This is a genomic window from Nakamurella sp. (genome assembly GCF_044224575.1).
GTDB lineage: Bacteria > Actinomycetota > Actinomycetes > Mycobacteriales > Nakamurellaceae > Nakamurella.
The window spans coordinates 12904-31528 of record NZ_JBGAKE010000013.1; the positions used below are offsets into that span (position 1 = coordinate 12904).

Here is an 18625-nt window from a genome sequence, read left to right on the forward strand (position 1 = left end):
GCGAACTGCGCAAGGATCAGGTGATCCCACACTGGTCGGGACGTTAGCCTCGACCGATGGCGGAGCAAAGTGAGTCGGCGGAAGCGGCGCTGTCCGGCATTGTTGCCTCGACCTTGGCTCGTCAGCCGAAAGTCGTCGAGCAGTCGTTGAGCCGGATCCGTGAGGAGATCGAATTTTACCGCGACACGGATGTCGTGTCCGATGACGAGATACGTCGGTCGTTGACGGCCAATCTCGAGTACATCATCACCAACATCGCCGGTGGCAACGAACTGGATCTGCGGGCACCGGACGAGACTGGCCGGGCCCGGGCGACCCGGGGTGTTCCGCTGGCCGACATGCTCGCCGGGTATCGGCTCTCGTTCAGCGTGCTGTGGCGTGAGGTGGTAGCTGTGGCAAGCGCGATGTCGGACATCTCAATGGCAGAAATGGCCACGATAGCCGAGCGACTGTTTGAGCTCCACGAGCGGTACGCCGCTGCCGCAGTCGATGGGTATCGGGACGAAGCCAGGCATCTGTTGAGATTGTCGGAGCGGGAACGGGCGGTGCTCGTCGAAGTGATCTTGGCCGGAACGGCGTCGGCCGGTTCGCTGTGGCAGGCGGCTCAGACCCTTGGCCTGTCAGTCAGTGGGGTCTTCCTCGTCGTGGCCGCGGAGTCACCGCAGCCGGGTCAAGATCCGTTGCCCAGGGCCGAGGCAGCGTTGGCCGGGCGGGACGTGTCCTCGGTGTGGCGTTTGGAGGCCGAGCGGTCGCTGGGCGTGCTATCGCTGGGCGCACGCCCCCGGATGGCCGCCGCTTTGGAGATTCTCGACCGCCACGCTTCGGGACGGATCGGTGCCAGTCCGATCTTCTTCGACCTCAGCCAGGCCGGTTGGGCCAGGCGATTGGCTCAGCTTGCGCTGGAGGCTCACCACCACAACGGGGTTCGGCAGTTTCCGGACAGCCCGCTGGACATGCTGGTCGCGGCAGCACCGGACACCGCGATCGGGGTGGCCAGAGCCGTACTCAAGGAGCTTGTCGACCTGCCGAGCGAGGACCGGGATCAATTGCTGGACACGCTGCAGGCCTGGCTGGACGCCGGCGGATCGGCCAAAGACGCCGGTGCGGTGTTGTTCTGCCACGCAAACACAATCCGCTACCGGTTACGCCGGGTGGAGTCGCTGACCGGGCGAGACTTGACGAACCCGGCCGATCTCACTGCAGTCGTTGCCGCCGCCCGGGCATGGCAGCAACTCCCCCACGATCACCGCGGGGTGGCCACCTGACCAAGGAGGAGATGATGGCGATTCGTCCACCCTGGCAGGTCGGCTTGTTCCCGAGAACAGTTCGGGAGCCCCCAGCGAGGGCGCGGGAACAATGACCTGGCCCTGCGCGCCGGGCAGACTCGGACTGCACGAGACCGACGGCGCTGCCGATCCACGGAGCGCCGGCGGGGTCCGTGTTGTGAGCGACCCTCGCGATGCGGCGTCACGGCTTGCCGACGGCTCCATGCCGCTCGATGCGGGCCACCCATCCGGAAACTGTGCCCCCTCGGGGTGAAAGTGGTGAGCACCATGCCCGAAGCTGTGATTGTCGCGACGGCGCGGTCGCCGATCGGTCGCGCGTTCAAGGGTTCGCTCAAGGACATGCGCGCGGACGACCTGGCCGCCGCCATCGTTCAAGCTGCCCTGGACCAGGTTCCGGAACTGGAGCCGTCGGCGATCGACGACCTGATGCTCGGGTGCGGGCTACCCGGTGGTGAGCAGGGCAACAACCTCGGACGGGTGGTGGCGGTACAACTCGGGCACGATCAGTTACCCGGCACCACCATCACCCGGTACTGCGCCTCATCGCTACAGACCACTCGAATGGCCCTGCACGCGATCCGCGCCGGGGAGGGTGATGCCTTCATCTCCGCCGGAGTCGAGACGGTCAGCCGCTACGTGAAGGGCACCAGCGACTCATTGCCCGATACCCAGAATCCCAGGTTTTCCGCAGCCCAGCAACGCGGCCAGGAACGGATCCAGAAGGGCACGTCCTGGCACGACCCGCGAGATGACGGGAACCTACCCGATGTCTACTTGACCATGGGTGAGACGGCCGAGAACCTGGCACAGTTCAAGGACGTCACCCGTGAAGAGATGGATGACTTCGCCCTGCGGTCGCAGCAGTTGTACGAGAAGGCCGCCGCCGACGGATTCTGGTCCGCAGACATCACTCCGGTCACACTCCCCGACGGAACCGTGATCGACGCAGACGACAGCCCCCGTCCCGGGACGACCGCCACCGGATTGGCCACCCTCGCCCCGGCGTTCCGCCCGGACGGTCGGGTCACGGCAGGCAACGCCTGCCCGCTCAACGACGGGGCCGCCGCCTTGATCATCACCTCCGATCGGAAGGCTCGGGAGTTGGGCCTGACCCCACTGGCTCGGATTGTGTCCACCGGGGTGTCCGGGCTGTCCCCGGAAATCATGGGTTTGGGTCCGGTCGAGGCCACCCGCAACGCGCTCTCTCTGGCCGGCATGAGCATCGCCGACATCGATCTGGCCGAGATCAACGAGGCGTTCGCCGCCCAGGTCATTCCTTCCTACCGGGAGCTGGGTATCGACCTCGACCGGCTCAACGTCCAGGGCGGCGCCATCGCGCTGGGCCACCCGTTCGGCATGACCGGAGCCCGCATCGCCACCACCCTGATCAACAGCCTGCGATGGAACGACAAGCAGATCGGTCTGGAGACCATGTGCGTCGGTGGGGGCATGGGTATGGCCATGATCATCGAGCGGCTCAGCTGATCCCTACTGAAAGTTTTCACCCACAGTGCTTCTGGATTTGAAGGGCATGAACCATGACGACCCGGGTGGCCGCACCGATCGATCTGTTGGCCTTGGCCGTGGACCATCCCGATCTGGGCACCAGCGACTGGCGGACGATCACCCAGCAGCAGGTGGACCTGTTCGCCGATGCTACCGACGACCACCAGTGGATCCACGCCGACCCGGAGCGCGCCAAGGCCGGCCCGTTCGGCACGACCATTGCCCACGGCTACCTGACGGTGTCCCTCGCGCCGGTCTTCATCGCCGAGATCCTGCAGGTCGACAGCGTCCAGATGGCTGTGAACTACGGCCTGAACAAGGTCAGATTTCCGGCGCCGGTCCCGGTCGGCGCCCGGCTGCGGGCGGGGTTGCAACTGACCGCGGCGCAGGCGCGGGGAGACATGGTCGAGGCTGTACTCACCCTGACCATCCAGATCGAGGGCAGCGTGCGGCCGGCGTGCGTCGCCGAGGTGGTCGTTCTGTACCGATGACCCCGGCCGTCGAAGCCGGCCAGTTCGTCAGCCGACCGCTCGCCCGCCCCCGGCACCTAGGCCTTCGAGAAGTGAGGGATCCACCATGACCGCACCAGGACAGTCCCACAACCCGCTGCAGTACCGAAACATCGGCCGCTCGCTGAACACGGACTACTTCCGGATCGCCGACCAACTCACCCCCGACGAACTGGCGATCTGGCGACGCGCACGGGATTTCGTCGACGACGAGGTCCTGCCAGTGATCGGCGACTACTGGGAGAAGGCCGAGCTGCCCTGGCCCCTGCTGCACCGACTCGGCGAGCTGGCCCTGGTCGGAGACGGCATCGAGGGCTACGGCTGCCCACCGATGAGTCCGGTCGCGGCCGGCCTGGTGCACATGGAGCTGAACCGCGGCGACGGCAGCATCGGCACGTTCGTCGGCGTGCAGGCGGGCCTGGCGATGCAGTCCATTGCGATGCTCGGTTCACCGGAACAGAAGCAACGGTGGCTACCGGACATGGCCAAGGTCACCACGCTCGGCGCATTCGCGCTGACCGAGCCCAAGCATGGCTCGGACGCGGTCGCCCTGGAGACCACCGCCACCCGCGACGGTGCCACATGGACGATCAACGGCGAGAAGAAGTGGATCGGCAATGGCACCGTCGGCGACGTGATCGTGGTGTGGGCGCGGGATACCGCCGACGGCCAGGTCAAAGGCTTTCTGGTGGAGAAGGGCACAGCGGGTTACCGCGCCGATCGGATCGACGGCAAGGGCTCGCTGCGGTCCATCTGGCAGGGCCATCTCCGGCTCACCGACGTCCGGGTCGACGAGTCCAACCGGCTGCCCGGCGCAAGGAGCTTCAAGGACACCGCCCGGGTGCTGGCCGGCACCCGCAACGCCGTTGCCTGGGGTGCGCTCGGACACGCCGTCGCCGCCTACGACATTGCGCTGGCCTATTGCCAGCAGCGCGAGCAGTTCGACAAGACCCTGGTCAACTTCCAGATTGTGCAGAGCCGCCTGGTCAAAATGCTGGCCGAGGTCTGCTCCATGCAGTTGATCTGCAGGCAGCTCGGCCGGCTGCAGAACGACGGCGCGCTGACCGACACTATCGCTGCGATCGCCAAGATGAACAACACCAGCAAGGCCCGCCAGGTGATCGCCGAGGCTCGTGACCTGCTCGGCGGCAACGGGATCCTGCTCGACTACCACGTGATCCGGCATATGGCCGACATCGAGGCCATCCACACCTACGAGGGCACCGAAACCATCCAGACCCTCATCGTCGGAAGGGACATCACCGGCGTCAGCGCCTTCGTCTGACCGCGCTGGCGCGAGCCTGCGAGCCCGTCACCGGTAACCGGTGCCGGTGAGGATGGTCCGGTGGCGCTCGGCGGGCCCGGAGCCACCGTGGCGCCGAGCCGCCTGCGGCTTCCGCTCCCGAAGGATGCACTCACGCCCGTGCCTCCCGCCCGCCTCCGGGCGGGCCGGCGAAAGTCTGCGCCACGTCGAGCCAACGGTCCGCGTCGGAGCCCGCGGCAACGAGGGACAGGTCGTCACGGTGGCGGCGCTGGGTCACCCGGAGGCAGAAGTCGTACGCGGGGCCTCGGACCGACTGCGCCGCGTCCTCGGGGCCCCACGTCCACATCTCACCGGAGGGCGCGGTCAGCTCGATCCGGAACTCCCCCGCCGGCGGCTCGAGGCCGTGCAGCCCCATCGCGAAGTTGCGGGTGCGCACGCCGATGTGGGCGACATGCCGGATCCGGTCGGTCGGTTCGACCTCGATCCCGAGCGCCTCGGCCACGTCGAGTGCGTGCGCCCAGGTCTCCATGAACCGTGCCGTCGCCATCGATGTCGGGCTCATCGACGGACCGAACCACGGCACCTTCTGGCCGTCGGGGTAGTCACGGAGCGCCTGCGGCACAGCGGTTCGCGCCGTGACCCAGCGGGCGAGCAGGTCGGCCGGGGCGACCGCGGCGCCGTTGTGCGCCTCGAGGTCGACGACCCCCTCCGGGTCGCCCAGGGCGCGCCGCACCAGGGCCTCCCATGCCTCCCTGTCGGTGGCCGCGGCAACGGCGGCCTCGTCGGTCCACGCGAGGTGGGCGATCTGGGTTGCGACGGTCCAGCCGGCAGCCGGGGTCGGCGTACGCCACCCGTCGTCGTCGAGACCGCTCACCATCGCCTCGAGGACCTCGCTCTCGGCGCTCAGGTCGGCCAGCACGGCGTCCAGGACGTGACTCATGCGCATGCCAGCTCCTCGCCGGTCGAATCTTCGGTCGAACCGATTGTGGCGGAGCAGCAGCCACTCGTGCCTCCGTTGCGGTGACCGACCGCCCTGGGAGCCCTTCGGCCACCGCCATGGACTCACATCGCCGGCGAATCCAGCCGGGTGCTGAGGATCTGCGCCTCGCGAACGGGCCTGCGGTTGGTCTCCATGAAGTCGGGGGCCGTGCACAGGAACAGGGTGCGACCGTCGTGTCCGCCGAGGGCGCAGGCGAAGACTCCGATGGAAGTGCTGACCTCGTCGAGGATGTCGCCGCCCTCGGCGACGTGTACCACCCGAGCGCCGATGGCGTCGGCGATCCAGAGGGTGCCGTCAGCGTCGAGGGCACAGCCGTCAGGTGCGATCACCAGGCGTGCCATGGCCGGTGCGAGGGCGTCCTCGACCGGCTCCGGACCGAAGGAGGCCCAGACCCCGCGACGGGAGAGCGACCCGTCGTCCGCAATGTCGAAGGACGTGACCCGGTTACCGAAGGACTCCCCGATGAGCAGCCGGCCATCAGCGGTGATGGCCATCCCGTTGGGGAACCAAAGGTCGTCGGCGACCTCGGTGACGCTGCCGTCGGGATCGACGCGCACCAGGTTCGTCGAGGTGACCGAGTCGCCGCCCATCAGGTCGAAGCCGAAGCTGCCCACGTAGGCACGGCCCCGGTCATCGACGACCATGTCGTTGACGTGGTGGGTGATCAGATCGGACACGTCGGCATGCGTCACCAGCGTGCCGTCCGGCTCTCGCCGCACCACGAGGCGGTCGTGCTGCGAAGCGATGAGCAGGCTCCCGTCGGGCAGCCAGCCGAGGCCGGAAGGCTGACCGGGAACCTTTGCCTCAAGGCGCAGGTCTGCGCCGTCCTCGAGCACGGACATCACCCGGTTGGTGTAAAAGTCGGAGAACCATAGCCTTCCCTCGTGCCACCTCGGACCTTCGGTGAACGACTGCTCGGAGACGATCGTGGTGAATGTTCGAGTACTCATCTGGATCTCTTGTCCCTCGGCTCTGGTGGTGGCCGTCGGCTGACGGCGGATCGGGTGGCACGGTGACGCAGACATCGGGCCGTCGGTGGGCGGCGATAGTGGCGGACCTGTGATGCGCTCTCAATCACCTGTCGCGTGGGCTGCGACGACGCGTTCGGCCGGCGACGGATAAGTCCGGCGGGCCCAGCGCGGGGGGACGAACGGCTCCCAGTGCCCCTCGGGCTGGGCCAGCCTGTCCGCCATCGCGTACAGGGCGGCTGCCTGGTATCCGAACCCCACGTGGGCCGAACGCACCTCGATGTTCTCGGAGCGTTCCGTGACGACGTCCAGGCAGGCGTGCCACGACACGATGCCGTCCCGACGGCTGTAGATGGACGTGGTGGGCATCGGCAGCGTGGGCAGTCCCTCCTCGAGCGGCATGTCGAACGTCTCGACGTGGCGCCCTTCGAACATCGCGTACAGCCGGCGACCGTGGCTGTGATCATGGGTCCGGATGCGGATGGGGCTTCCGAGGGTGATGACCTGGCGCACCATCTCGGGCATCTCGCGGGCGAGCCGGCGGGCGAACAGGCCCCCCAGGCTCCAGCCGATCACGGTCACCGTTCGGCTCTCCTGCTCGTAGAGCTCACGCAGTCTGGTCCGTGCTCCGGTCGAGATCTTGGCGGTGGGACCGATATTGGTGCCGAGCCCCCAGCCGTGGGCGTGGTAGCCCAGGGCGGAGAGATACTTGCGAAGTGCCGAGGTGGAGATGTCCCCGGCGCCCAGACCGGGGATCACCAGCACCGGGTGGTCGTCGCCGCGCGGGGCACTCAGCAGCACGGGCCAGGTGAGGGACATCGAGCCGAACTCGACGATGCCGCGGATGAAGTCGGTGCCCAGCAGCAGGACCCCGGGCGCCTTGTCCGGGGTCGTCGGCGTGACGCTCTCGTGCGGATTCATGGTGCTGTTCCTTCCAGGTGGATGATGTCGGCGATCCCGACTGCATCGATGGCGGACCAGTTCTCGTGGGCGTGATGGGCGAGCACGATCAGATCCTGGAAGCGCCCGCCGCGGTCCCGGATGTGGCCTCGCAGGAGTGCTTCGCCGGTGAATCCGAGGTTCGCGAACATCGTCATGGCGCCCTCCTGATCGGCGGTCAGCTCGACGATCACCTTGCTGCTGCCTGTTGCGAGGCTGTGCGCGAGGGCGTGCTGCGCCAGGTCTCGCCCGATCCCGCGGCCGCGCTGGTGCGGGCCCACCACGAGGCGCAGCTCACCGACGTGGTCGGACCACCCGGGCAGGCGCGCGACGCTCACATAGCCGACGATCGTCGAGACCTCGTCGACCGCGACCCAGCACGATCCCCCCTTGACCAGCTCCGCCACCGCGGTCCGGTCGGACAGCTCCTCGCGGATCAGCGTCAGATCGCGCTCGGAGAGGGCGCCGAAGAACGTCGCCAGCTGTGCCGTGTCGGCGGGCGTGAGAGGTCGGATGTTCATGCCGTTGACTCGCTTCGCTTTCGCAGGAAATCGATGATGGTCGGGATGGTGCTTCGCTGTGCTCCCTTGCCGACAATGAGCCCCACGTGGCCGCCGTCCAGGCGGAGGATCTCCTTGTCGTACGAGCCGACGAGATCCATGACGGGGGCTGTCGCAGCCTCCGGGATGACGGTGTCGCGAGTGCCCAGCACCGCAAGGAAGGGGACCTCGATGTCGCGCAGGGTCACTCGATCTCCACCGAGCTCGATAGTGCCTTCCATCAGCCCGTTGTCGCGGACCAGCATCGTGTGGGCCTGGCGCATCGTGGTCCCGGGGAACGGGATGTGGTCGGTCGCCCATCGCGTCATCATTTGGTGGGTGGCGACGAACTCGTCACTCCACATCCGCTCCAGCAACGTGACGTACGTGGTGATGTCTCCCATGGGGGACAGCGTCCGGAACCCCTGCCTGATCACACCGGCCGGGATGTTGCCGTCTTCACCGATCATGTCCTCGACCTCGAGCTCGGTCCTGCCCATGATGTCGACAAGGGTTCCGAGCTTGGTAAAATCGACCGGACATGCGACAACGGTGAGGCTCCGCAACGGCGAGTCCCGATGGTGCGCGGCATGCATCAGGGTCAGGACGCCGCCGAAGCAGTATCCGAGGAGATTCACGCGGTCCGCGTTCGACCGACGGCGGATCTGCTCCAGAGCCGCCGGGATCGCAAGGTCGACGTAGTCCTCGAAGCGGTTGGCCGCGTCCCGCTCGTCCGGCACGCCCCAGTCGAGCATGTAGACATCGAGGCCGGCCTCCACCAGCGATTCGATGAAGCTGTTCCCGGGCGTCAGATCGATCAGATAGCTGCGGCTGACCAGACTCGGGACGATCAGGATCGGCGTGTCGTACCGGACGGCGTCGCTGCGGTAGTGCCACAGTTCCGCGCGGCCAAAGGTCCACACGGTGTCCTTCGGCGTCTGACCGACCGAGGGGTTCGCCGAACCCGAGAAGATGCGGATGCCGTTCCGGGCCCGCAGCCCCGTGCGTTCGATCTCGCGCCGGACGCGGTCGAGCGTCGACTCCTGATCAGGAGACATGCGAACCACCGTCCCGGTGCGTCAGCTCATGGCGCAGCATTCGAACCTCGCGGTCCAGCTCGCCGATGTGGCGGCTCAGGCGAGTGACATCGGAGTTCGACGGCATGCTCACGGCGTGCAGGAGCCGGACGTTCACACTGCCGACCGCGCGACCGACGACGTCCCTCCAGGTATGTGCGATGCTCAACGCTCGGGCGAATTCGTCGGTGTCCATCACCGCTTTCAGCCGCGGGTTCAGCTGCTGCTCGATCGCCTCGTACGCGCCGAACGGTGTGCGACAGCGCATCGGAGTCTCCGTCCTGATTGATCGCCTGATGGCGTCGGGATTGCGGCACCAGCGGCGGGAGCACCACCGCCTCCGTCACCCGCTGCATCCAGTGAAGCCGGTGCCGGCCTGCGGCGTCTGGCGTTGATCCGCACAGGTCTGTCGCGGATGCGCATACCCAATGGGACAACGAGCGACCGATGCGCCTCGCCGAACTGTCCTCTACGCGGAGTGCTGACTCCCGGCGCGGAGGTCGCTCGGCGTGACACCGAAATGCCGGCGGAAGGCGGCGGTGAAGGCACTCGCCGAGCCGAACCCCACCGAGGCTCCCACGGCTGCGACGTTCTGATCGGCGAAGCCCGGGCTCATCAGGCGGGTGCGCGCCAGCTCCAGGCGCTCGGTCCTGATCAGCTCGGTCGCGGTCGTGCCCTGGCGAGCGAGCGCGGCCTGGATGTAGCGGGCGGACCAGTTGACGGCCACCGCGACGGACCGGACGGACAGCTCGGGATCGGTGGCGTTCTCGCGGATATGGTGACGCACAGCCAAGAAGACGGCGTCCGAACCGGACTCGACCGACACCACCGGGTCGCTGCGCAGCGCAAGACTCATCAGATCCACGACCCGGTCACAGACCAGGTCGAACTGGCTGGCGGAGAGGTCCGCACGGGACTCGTGCAGGCTGACCAGAAGATCCCGGCACACCCGCGGGAGCCCCGTCGCTCCGAGGATCTGCGGTGACCGGCCTGCGTCGAAGCGACCCAACCGATCGTCCAGGCGCGAAGCCGGCACGATGAGGGTGACGGCAGAGGCACCCGCGGCATGGGCGAGGCGGAAGGGTGAGTCGACGGGGAGAAGTGCCATGGAACCCGGCGTCATCTGATGGTCGCCGGCCGCCCAACCGACATGCTGGTCGCCGTGGAGCGGGACCAGGATCTCGTAGCTGCCGCGCTCGTCGCGCTTGATGTCTCGGCTCGACCTCGCGATGACCTCGGCGTCGCTGCACCAGTTGACGAGCTCATAGGTTTCGGTGCGCTGGCGAGCGGTCCGACCTCGGAAGGTCTCGCTATCCAGCGAAATCTGCAGCTTCCCATGGATTCCTGAGCACCAGTCACGCCACGCTTCGAGCGAGTCGGCGACGTCCGGCCGGGCGTCAAACGTGGCAACCCTGTACATGGCCCTCACCCAATTGGACGCTACCACAGGACAGAAATCTGACCAGTCGTGACCGTGGCCGGCTCCGTCGCCATGATGTGCGCGTTCACGACAGGGCAGTGCGCAGGACGGCGAGACCAGGACCGCGCACCCCGATTGACTCAGGGAACATCCCCGTCGCCCTTCCAGAGAGGACTCCCGCCATGAGTTCGATCATCCCGATTCCTCGAACGCTCAACCCCTACCCCCGGACGGGAGTGGACGTCGGTGAGCGGGGTCCGCGGTACGTGGAGTTGACCTCGTCCCTGGTCGCACTGCTCAGGAGCCGGGTCGAGCAGACCCCTGACGTGGAGGCGGTCGTCGAGATCGGCGGAGAGCGGTTCACCTACCTCGAGCTCTGGGAGCGGGCCGCACGCGTCTCCGGGGGTCTGCGTGATCTCGGGATCACGAAGGGCGACCGCGTCGCCATCCGGTACCCGGCGGGAATCACCTGGGTCACGGCCTTTTGGGGGACGCTCATGGCGGGCGCCATCGCCGTCGCGACGAACACCCGGTCGTCGGAGTCGGAGGTCGCCTTCATGCTGGAGGACGCCGGGGTGAAGCTCGACCTAGCGGCGGACTCGGACCTGCCGAGCGGCGCGGCCCACGTCGATGACCACCTGACCGGCGACGACGTCGCCGCCTTCTTCTACACCTCCGGGACGACCGGCCATCCCAAGGCCGTCCCCACGACGCATACGGCCTTCCTGACCAACGCCGTCAACGTCTCGACGACGATCGGGATCCCCGCGAACGCGGGAGCCGGCATGCGAACGCTCATCTCGGTTCCGCTCTTCCACGTCACGGGATGCAACACGCAGCTCCTTGCCGCGGTGTACGTGGGGGGCACCTCAGTGATCCTTCCCGCCTTCAACCAGTCGCAGCTCCTCCAGACACTTCAGGAGGAGCGGATCACCTTCATGGTGTCCGTGCCGGCGATCTACTCACTGATTCTGCGCAACAAGGAGTTCGACGGGATCGACGTGTCCCGCGTCCGCTGGGTTGGCTACGGTGGCGCGCCGGTTGCACCGAGCCTGGTGGCGCAGATCCAGAAGGGCTTCCCGGACGCCCGGGTCTTCAATGGCTACGGGATGACCGAGTCAGCCTCACTGATGACCGTCCTACCGCACGAGGACGCCGTCGAGCACGCCGACTCGATCGGCTACGCGGTCCCGTCGATCGACCTCGGGGTGATACCCCTCAACGATGACGAGCCCATGGTGGGCGAGCTCGTCGCTCGGGGCGCGAACGTCACCGCGGGCTACTGGAACCGCCCCGAGGCGAACGCGGAGACGTTCGCCGGAGGCTGGCTCCACACCGGCGACATCGTTCGTGTCGACGACGCCGGACGCGTGCACATCATCGATCGGAGCAAGGACATCATCATCCGCGGTGGAGAGAACATCTCGAGCCTGGAGGTGGAGGCCGCCCTGCTCGGCGCACCGGGTGTCACCGAAGCAGCGGCGATCGCGGTACCCGACGACGTGATGGGCGAGAAGGTCGGCGTGGTGCTCTACAGCGACAGCGGCGAGATCGTCGTCGACGACGTCATCGCGCACTGCCGCGTGCAGCTCGCGGACTACAAGGTCCCGCAGTACGTGCAGGTCCTCCACCAGCCGCTCCCGCGCAACGCCGGCGGCAAGCTGCTCAAGGCGAAGCTCCGGCACTCCGCGCAATGGGACGCCCTGGCCCGCTGACGCCACCTTCCGCCGGTTCAGACACGAAGGCATGCCGTCCTGGGTCTGGCCCTGTCGTTCCGGTCGGTCAGGTCACGACGACGGCCTCCCGCCGTCGTGACCGGGACGACCGGTGCGAGAGGGCCGTGCTCGGATGCACGGAGGCACCCGTTGGGCACGGTCGAGGCGGAGCAGGATCAGGCCGAGTCCCGGCTGACGCCCAACGGCCTGGGCCACGGGGCCTGTGTCGGCGGTCCGGTCACGCGCCGCGCAGGCCGATCGGGTTGCCGTCGGCGTCGGCCAGCACGCACACCCGCGCCCCGGGCGCGACCTGACGTGGCGCGCTGCGCTCGGTGGCACCCGCCGCGAGCAGCGTCTCCCGCACTCCGTCGAGATCGTCGACGTCGGTGTAGGCGACCGGACCGCCGGTCTGTTCCTGCGGGGCGAGCGAGACCTCGAACCCGTCGACGTTGTAGCCGACGTAGTACGGGGTGTCCGTGTGCGGCGCCCCGTACAGGGCGGTATAGACGTTCTTGGCGGCGGCCAGATCGCCGACCGGGACCACGACGCTGCGAATGGCGATGCCCATGGGCGGGCTCCCTTCGGATGGGGCGGCCGGCCGGATGCCGGCCGCCGACGAGAAACTCAGTGACCGATGTACTCGGCCAGGTGCTGACCGGTGAGGGTGGACCGGTCGGCGATCAGGTCGGCCGGCGCCCCCTGGAAGACGATCCGGCCGCCGTCGTGCCCGGCACCGGGCCCTAGATCGATGATCCAGTCGGCGTGGGCCATGACGGCCTGGTGGTGCTCGATGACGATGACCGATTTGCCGGCGTCGACGAGCCGGTCGAGCAGGGCGAGCAGATTCTCCACGTCGGCCAGGTGCAGGCCGGTGGTGGGCTCGTCGAGGATGTAGACGCCTCCCTTCTCCCCCATGTGCGTGGCCAGCTTGATCCGTTGCCGTTCACCGCCGGACAGCGTGGTGAGCGGCTGCCCCAGGGTCAGGTAGCCCAGACCGACGTCGGCCAGCGCGGCCAGGATCTTGTGTGCCGCGGGCAGTTTCGCCTCGCCCGTGGCGAAGAACTCTTCGGCCTGGGCGACCGACATGGTCAGCACCTGGCTGATGTTCTTTCCACCGAAGGTGTACTCGAGCACTTCGGCCTGGAACCGCTTGCCCTCGCACACCTCACACCGCGTCGCGACCCCGGCCATCATGGCCAGGTCCATGTAGATCACGCCGGCGCCGTTGCAGTTCGGGCAGGCGCCCTCCGAGTTGGCGCTGAACAGGGCCGGCTTGACGCCGTTGGCCTTGGCGAAGGCCTTACGGATGGGCTCCAGCAGCCCGGTGTAGGTGGCCGGGTTGCTGCGGCGCGATCCCTTGATGGCGCCCTGGTCGACCGTCACCACGCCGTCCCGTTTCGACAGCGAGCCGTGGATCAGCGAGCTCTTGCCGGAGCCGGCCACCCCGGTGACGACCACGAGCACGCCCAGCGGCACGTCGACGTCGACCCGCTGCAGGTTGTTGGTGTCGGCGCCGCGAATCTCCAGCGCGCCGGAGGACGTGCGGACGGACGCCTTGAGCGTCGCCCGGTCGTCCAGGTGCCGGCCGGTCAGCGTGCCCGAGCCGCGCAGCTCGTCGACGGTGCCCTCGAAGACCACCTCGCCGCCGCCCGACCCGGCCCCGGGACCGAGATCGACGACATGGTCACCGATCACGATCGCTTCGGGCTTGTGCTCGACGACGAGGACGGTATTGCCCTTGTCCCGCAACTGCAGCAGCAGTTCGTTCATCCGCGCGATGTCGTGCGGGTGCAGGCCGATGGTCGGCTCGTCGAACACATAGGTGACGTCGGTCAGCGATGAGCCCAGATGCCGGATCATCTTGGTGCGCTGGGCTTCTCCCCCGGACAACGTGCCCGAGGGGCGTTCCAGGGACAGATAGCCCAAGCCGATCTCGACGAACGAGTCGAGGGTCTCCCCCAGTGCCGTCAGCAACGGCGCCACGGACGGCTCCGCCAGGCCGCGCACCCACTGGGCGAGATCGGAGATCTGCATCGCACACGCCTCGGCGATGTTGATGCCCTTGATCTTCGACGACCGGGCCCCCTCGTTGAGCCGGGTGCCGTGACACTCCGGGCAGGTCTGGAAGGTGATCGCCCGTTCGACGAACGCGCGGATGTGCGGCTGCATCGCCTCGACATCCTTGGCCAGGAAGGACTTCTGGATCTTGGGGATCAACCCTTCGTAGGTCAGGTTGATGCCCTCGATCTTGATCTTGGTCGGCTCCTTGTACAGCAGGTCCGCCAGCTCGCGCTTGTTGTACTTGCTGATCGGCTTGTCCGGGTCGAAGAATCCGGAGCCGCGATAGATCCGGCCGTACCAGCCTTCCATGGAGTACCCGGGGATGGTCAGCGCACCCTCGTTGAGCGACTTGCTCGCGTCGTACAACGCAGTCAGGTCGAAATCGTTGACCCGGCCCATGCCCTCACAGCGCGGGCACATGCCGCCGGTGATACTGAATTCCCGACGCTCCTTGGTCTGCACGCCGCCCTTCTGCACCGTTACCGCGCCCGCTCCGCTGACCGAGGCGACATTGAAGGAGAACGCCTGGGACGAGCCGATGTGCGGCTCGCCGAGCCGGCTGAACAGGATCCGCAGCATCGCGTTGGCGTCGGTGGCCGTACCGACCGTCGACCGCGGGTTCGCCCCCATCCGCTCCTGATCCACGATGATGGCCGTGGTCAACCCGTCCAACACGTCCACGTCGGGCCGGGCCAGCGTCGGCATGAAGCCCTGCACGAAGGTGCTGTACGTCTCGTTGATCAGCCGCTGCGACTCGGCCGCGATCGTGCCGAACACCAGCGACGACTTGCCCGACCCGGACACCCCGGTGAAGACGGTCAGCCTGCGCTTGGGGATCTCGACGCTGATGTCCTTCAAGTTGTTCACCCGCGCGCCGTGCACCCGGATCAGGTCGTGGCTGTCCGCCGCATGCAGCGACGGTTCGGGGTCGGCGGTGGGGGCGCTGCTCATCGTCATGTCTCCATCCGTGCGGGGTGGCCGGCAACTGTCGTGTCTACCCGATGGCTCCGACAGCGGCAGCGGGACCGGGTCAGGCCACCCAATGCCCGGCGCGCATCAGGTCGCGGCCGGGCAGTTCGTCGGCCTCCCGCCAGGCCTGAACCCGGGTGGGAGTCGCCCGGAACCACCGGTACCGCGCCGGTTCGGTCCGGGGGTCGAAGCCGGTCCGGGCGGCGAACCGATCGCCCTCCTGCGGCGGGACCGCGCCGACCATCTCGACGTCGGCATCGATCATCGTCACGTCGCGGGTCGGACCGAGGCCCAGCCGGGCCCGTCCGGTGGCGGCCAGGTTCCGCCCGGTCGGGCTGTCGGCGAGGGTGGCCAGCAGCACTGCCGTGCCGTCCCAGTCGAACGACAGCGGCACCAGGTAGGGCGTGCCGTCCGGGGACGCGCTGGACACCCAGACGTCGACGTCGTGGGCGAGCCGGCGTTCGGTGTCCCGACGGCGCCAGATCGGCGAGCGCGGGTCGGCGCACACGGCCGGCTCAGCTGACTTCGTTGATGCGGATCATGTTGCCGGTCGGGTCGCGGAACGCGCAGTCCCGGACCCCCCAGGGCTGGTCGGTCGGCTCCTGGACCACGTCGGCGCCACTGGCCTGCAGCTTGTCGAACAGCCCGTCGAGATCCTTGGTGGCCAGCGCCAGCGAGCCGTAGCTGCCCTTGGCGATGAGTTCCAGCACCACCCGACGCTCCTCGTCGGTGATGCCGGGATCGGCGGCCGGCGGGTGCAGCACGATGGACGTCTCGGGCTGATTGGGCGGGCCGACGGTGAGCCAGCGCAGGCCCTCGTAGCCGACGTCGTTGCGCAGCTCGAAGCCGAGCGTGCCGCACCAGAAGGCCAGCGCGGCGTCGGCGTCGGTGTGCGGGAGGAAGGCGTAGTGAATGGTGATGTCCATGGCGCTCACGCTAGTTCGGGGGCCGCCGGGCGGGCTTCTCGATTCCTGATCGGTCTGGTGACCTGCTTGGCCACACACGAGGGCAGTTCACCCGTCAACTCCCCCGTCCCCCGGGCCGCCTGCTCCCGGTAGACGCTCGGCGGGACGCCGACCAACTCGGTGAACCGGGTGCTGAACGTGCCGAGTGAGGAGCAGCCGACGGCGAAACAGACGTCGGTGACGGTCAGGTCGCCGCGCCGCAGCAGCGCCTTGGCCCGCTCGATGCGCCGGGTCATGAGATAGGAATACGGGGACTCGCCGAACGCCTGCTTGAACTGCCGGCTCAGGTGCCCGGCCGAGATGCTCACCCCACGGGCCAACGCCGGCACGTCCAGCGGCTGGGCGTACTCCCGGTCGATCCGGTCCCGCACCTGCCGTAGCAGCACTAGATCCCGCAGGCGCTGTTCCTCGGGGCTGGTGCTCACCCCGCCGATGGTGCCATGACTCCGGGGTGCTGCCCAACGGCAGTCGGGCTCGCCGCCGGGCGGATCAGAGACCGGACGAGGTCGGCCGCACCACGAGCAAGGGGACCAGATCGGTCCCGGCCGCTACCTGGCGGGCCCAGGTGTATTTGCCCCACGACCACCCCTGTGCGCACGCGTATGCGAGGGCGCGCCGATTTCCGGTCGCGAAGTCGATCAGAACAGCCGGGCTGTATGCGGTCTGCGCAATTCCGTCGTAGAAGTCGGTGATCACGGTTCCGGGTTCGACGATCCGGGTCGAGAACAACAGGAGGATGGTCGGCGCGGGCTGCAGGATCTGGAGATCGGAACCGCCGAGCGGGCCTACACAGAAGGGCACCGGTCCGCTGCCCAACGCGGCCGAGAGTCCGCAGTCGAACTGCCGAGTCGATTCGTTAAGAATCGATACAACGCCAGGGTGGCCGTTCGCGGTGACCTGCCCGCAGCCGGTGCCGTCCACCGTGAGCAGCTGGCCCGGTGCGACCGTGACGGCGAATCCGGGGTGGACCTGGTCACCGCCCACGATCGGCCCCGCCGAGGTATAGGCCTGGAGTCCGTCCGACCACTGCACCGTGGTCGTCTCGGAATAGGCCACGTCGCTCCACAGGACAGGCCTTCCCGCGGTATCCGCAGACAGCACGCGACGGAAGACATAGAGGTGGGCTCCGTCCGACTGCAGATCCTGGAGATCGACCTGCGGGATCGAAATCGTCGCCTGGAACTGTTCCATGATTACTCCCTGGGCGCTGGAGGCGCCGCCCGTCGACTCGTCGACGGGCGGCGCCCGATGAACCGGACCATCGGATGGACGGGACGGGTCCGGGGTCAGCTCGCCAGCCGCTCCGCCGGAGCTGACACGTTCGACGAGGGCTCGATGAGCAGCGGGACGAGCTGTTCATTGAAGGGAATGCTGACGGCCCAGCGTCCGCCATCCCACGCCCAGCCGCCGTTGATATCGAAGTTGACGGTGCGGGGGATGCCGCCGGTCACGTCCACCAACACGCCGGCGCTGTAGGACTGCTCGATCACCGTGCCGGTGTCGACCTCCTTGGTCGAGAACATCAGCAGGACCTTCTCGATCGGCACGAAGACGTCACCGCTCTCCCCATAGAGAGGAAAGGCGCAAATCGGATTCGACACCGGGCCGGCCGGCGTGACGGCCGGGGCGGAGATTCCGCAGGTGAATGGCGTGGTCGTGTCGTTCGCGATGGTCAGCGCCTTGGGTGTCCCGTCGTCCTTGACCTGCCCGTCCCCACCGACCCCGGTGACGTGCAGGGCCTGACCGAGGTCGATGTCGGCGTTGAAGCTGGCGGTGACCTGCCCGTTCGGCACGATGGTATTCGTCGACGTGTAGGCCTGGTACTGGACCTGCCAGTTCAGAACCGTGTCCAGCGAATACCCTGGCGCGCCCAGCTTGAACCAGACGAGCGGTGCGCCCGAGGCGGGCTGCTCCGACTGCACCGCCTTGAAGGCGTACAGAAAGGCGTTCTCGTTGACAAGACTGTCCAGCGAGCTCTGGGGCATCGTGATCGTGATCTGGTAACCGGTCGGGTCGGCCACCAGAGCATCGGAGGATCCGTCGCCCCACGCGAATTCCCAGTTGGTCGGCTTCTTGCCGGCCGCGCGGGCCAGCGCGTTCGCGAACGTGCTGTGCACGACATCGCCGGTGTAGTCGACCCTGGCGGACGTGCCCGGTTGGGTGATCCCGGTCACGGATCCACCGGCGGCGGTCATGGCGGCCGTGATCACCTTGGCATTCGGAACATTTGCACCGTTGGGTGAGATGACGACGAAGAAGTGGCTCATTGTTGTACCTTTCCATTTGTGTGGGTGTTCTGTTGAATGGCTGGCTTGTCCCCCACATCCCATCACGGCCCCATGATCCACCTCCTCGATCAACAAATTCCAGTAGGCCCACGATTTGCCGTCACCGCTTCGGAAAATCGT

The 18625-nt window shown here is 67.6% G+C and carries 19 protein-coding genes; 5 read left to right on the forward strand and 14 right to left on the reverse strand.

The features are described from left to right. The first annotated feature begins 56 nt into the window (after nt 1-56). From ACILSK_RS15600 to ACILSK_RS15615, 4 genes are all read left to right on the forward strand, one after another. Complete coding sequence (locus tag ACILSK_RS15600) at nt 57-1265, forward strand: PucR family transcriptional regulator (RefSeq protein ID WP_395728093.1); 1209 nt, start codon at nt 57-59, stop codon at nt 1263-1265. A 288-nt stretch (nt 1266-1553) separates the two neighbouring features. Beyond that, nucleotides 1554-2771, forward strand: a complete 1218-nt coding sequence (locus ACILSK_RS15605; protein ID WP_395728094.1) for an acetyl-CoA C-acetyltransferase — start codon at nt 1554-1556, stop codon at nt 2769-2771. A gap of 53 nt (nt 2772-2824) precedes the next feature. Further along, on the forward strand, nt 2825-3283 hold the full coding sequence (locus tag ACILSK_RS15610) for a MaoC family dehydratase (protein WP_395728095.1): 459 nt from the start codon (nt 2825-2827) through the stop codon (nt 3281-3283). 85 nt (nt 3284-3368) lie between these two features. Next, nucleotides 3369-4586, forward strand: a complete 1218-nt coding sequence (locus ACILSK_RS15615) for an acyl-CoA dehydrogenase family protein (protein WP_395728096.1) — start codon at nt 3369-3371, stop codon at nt 4584-4586. Nucleotides 4587-4716: 130 nt separating this feature from the next. Here the strand turns inward: ACILSK_RS15615 and ACILSK_RS15620 are convergent, their stop codons facing one another. From ACILSK_RS15620 to ACILSK_RS15650, 7 genes are all read right to left on the reverse strand, one after another. Further along, nucleotides 4717-5511, reverse strand: a complete 795-nt coding sequence (locus ACILSK_RS15620; RefSeq protein ID WP_395728097.1) for a TIGR03084 family metal-binding protein — start codon at nt 5509-5511, stop codon at nt 4717-4719. A gap of 116 nt (nt 5512-5627) precedes the next feature. Beyond that, nucleotides 5628-6515, reverse strand: coding sequence for an SMP-30/gluconolactonase/LRE family protein (locus tag ACILSK_RS15625; RefSeq protein ID WP_395728098.1), 888 nt, complete (start codon nt 6513-6515; stop codon nt 5628-5630). Nucleotides 6516-6635: 120 nt separating this feature from the next. After that, nucleotides 6636-7454 (reverse strand): lipase family alpha/beta hydrolase, encoded by an 819-nt coding sequence (locus ACILSK_RS15630; RefSeq protein ID WP_395728099.1) that lies wholly within the window; start codon nt 7452-7454, stop codon nt 6636-6638. Continuing rightward, nucleotides 7451-7993: a GNAT family N-acetyltransferase gene (locus tag ACILSK_RS15635; protein ID WP_395728100.1), complete on the reverse strand. Its 543-nt coding sequence runs from the start codon at nt 7991-7993 to the stop codon at nt 7451-7453. Before ACILSK_RS15635 ends, ACILSK_RS15630 begins: the two co-directional genes overlap by 4 nt. After that, nucleotides 7990-9069, reverse strand: coding sequence for an alpha/beta fold hydrolase (locus tag ACILSK_RS15640; RefSeq protein WP_395728101.1), 1080 nt, complete (start codon nt 9067-9069; stop codon nt 7990-7992). The genes ACILSK_RS15635 and ACILSK_RS15640 overlap by 4 nt, the downstream gene beginning before the upstream one ends. Next, nucleotides 9059-9355, reverse strand: a complete 297-nt coding sequence (locus ACILSK_RS15645; protein WP_395728102.1) for a hypothetical protein — start codon at nt 9353-9355, stop codon at nt 9059-9061. The genes ACILSK_RS15640 and ACILSK_RS15645 overlap by 11 nt, the downstream gene beginning before the upstream one ends. Nucleotides 9356-9556: 201 nt before the next feature. After that, nucleotides 9557-10507 carry an AraC family transcriptional regulator gene (locus tag ACILSK_RS15650; RefSeq protein ID WP_395728211.1) on the reverse strand — a complete coding sequence of 317 codons (951 nt, stop codon included), beginning with the start codon at nt 10505-10507 and terminating at the stop codon, nt 9557-9559. Between the two features lie 182 nt (nt 10508-10689). Between ACILSK_RS15650 and ACILSK_RS15655 the strand changes: the two genes are divergently transcribed. Next, nucleotides 10690-12222, forward strand: a complete 1533-nt coding sequence (locus ACILSK_RS15655; RefSeq protein ID WP_395728212.1) for a class I adenylate-forming enzyme family protein — start codon at nt 10690-10692, stop codon at nt 12220-12222. Between the two features lie 238 nt (nt 12223-12460). On the opposite strand, the gene ACILSK_RS15660 is transcribed toward ACILSK_RS15655, so the two are convergent. From ACILSK_RS15660 to ACILSK_RS15690, 7 genes are all read right to left on the reverse strand, one after another. Beyond that, nucleotides 12461-12790, reverse strand: a complete 330-nt coding sequence (locus ACILSK_RS15660; protein ID WP_395728103.1) for a VOC family protein — start codon at nt 12788-12790, stop codon at nt 12461-12463. Between the two features lie 56 nt (nt 12791-12846). Beyond that, on the reverse strand, nt 12847-15234 hold the full coding sequence (locus ACILSK_RS15665) for an ATP-binding cassette domain-containing protein (protein WP_395728213.1): 2388 nt from the start codon (nt 15232-15234) through the stop codon (nt 12847-12849). Nucleotides 15235-15313: 79 nt separating this feature from the next. Then, entirely contained in the window at nt 15314-15760 is a 447-nt protein-coding gene (locus ACILSK_RS15670; RefSeq protein ID WP_395728104.1) for a pyridoxamine 5'-phosphate oxidase family protein, read from the reverse strand. 7 nt (nt 15761-15767) lie between these two features. Beyond that, entirely contained in the window at nt 15768-16178 is a 411-nt protein-coding gene (locus tag ACILSK_RS15675) for a VOC family protein (protein ID WP_395728105.1), read from the reverse strand. A gap of 5 nt (nt 16179-16183) precedes the next feature. Continuing rightward, nucleotides 16184-16642: a helix-turn-helix transcriptional regulator gene (locus ACILSK_RS15680; protein ID WP_395728106.1), complete on the reverse strand. Its 459-nt coding sequence runs from the start codon at nt 16640-16642 to the stop codon at nt 16184-16186. A gap of 64 nt (nt 16643-16706) precedes the next feature. Then, on the reverse strand, nt 16707-17408 hold the full coding sequence (locus tag ACILSK_RS15685; protein ID WP_395728107.1) for a hypothetical protein: 702 nt from the start codon (nt 17406-17408) through the stop codon (nt 16707-16709). A gap of 95 nt (nt 17409-17503) precedes the next feature. Continuing rightward, complete coding sequence (locus ACILSK_RS15690) at nt 17504-18577, reverse strand: hypothetical protein (protein ID WP_395728108.1); 1074 nt, start codon at nt 18575-18577, stop codon at nt 17504-17506. Between the last annotated feature and the right edge of the window lie 48 nt (nt 18578-18625).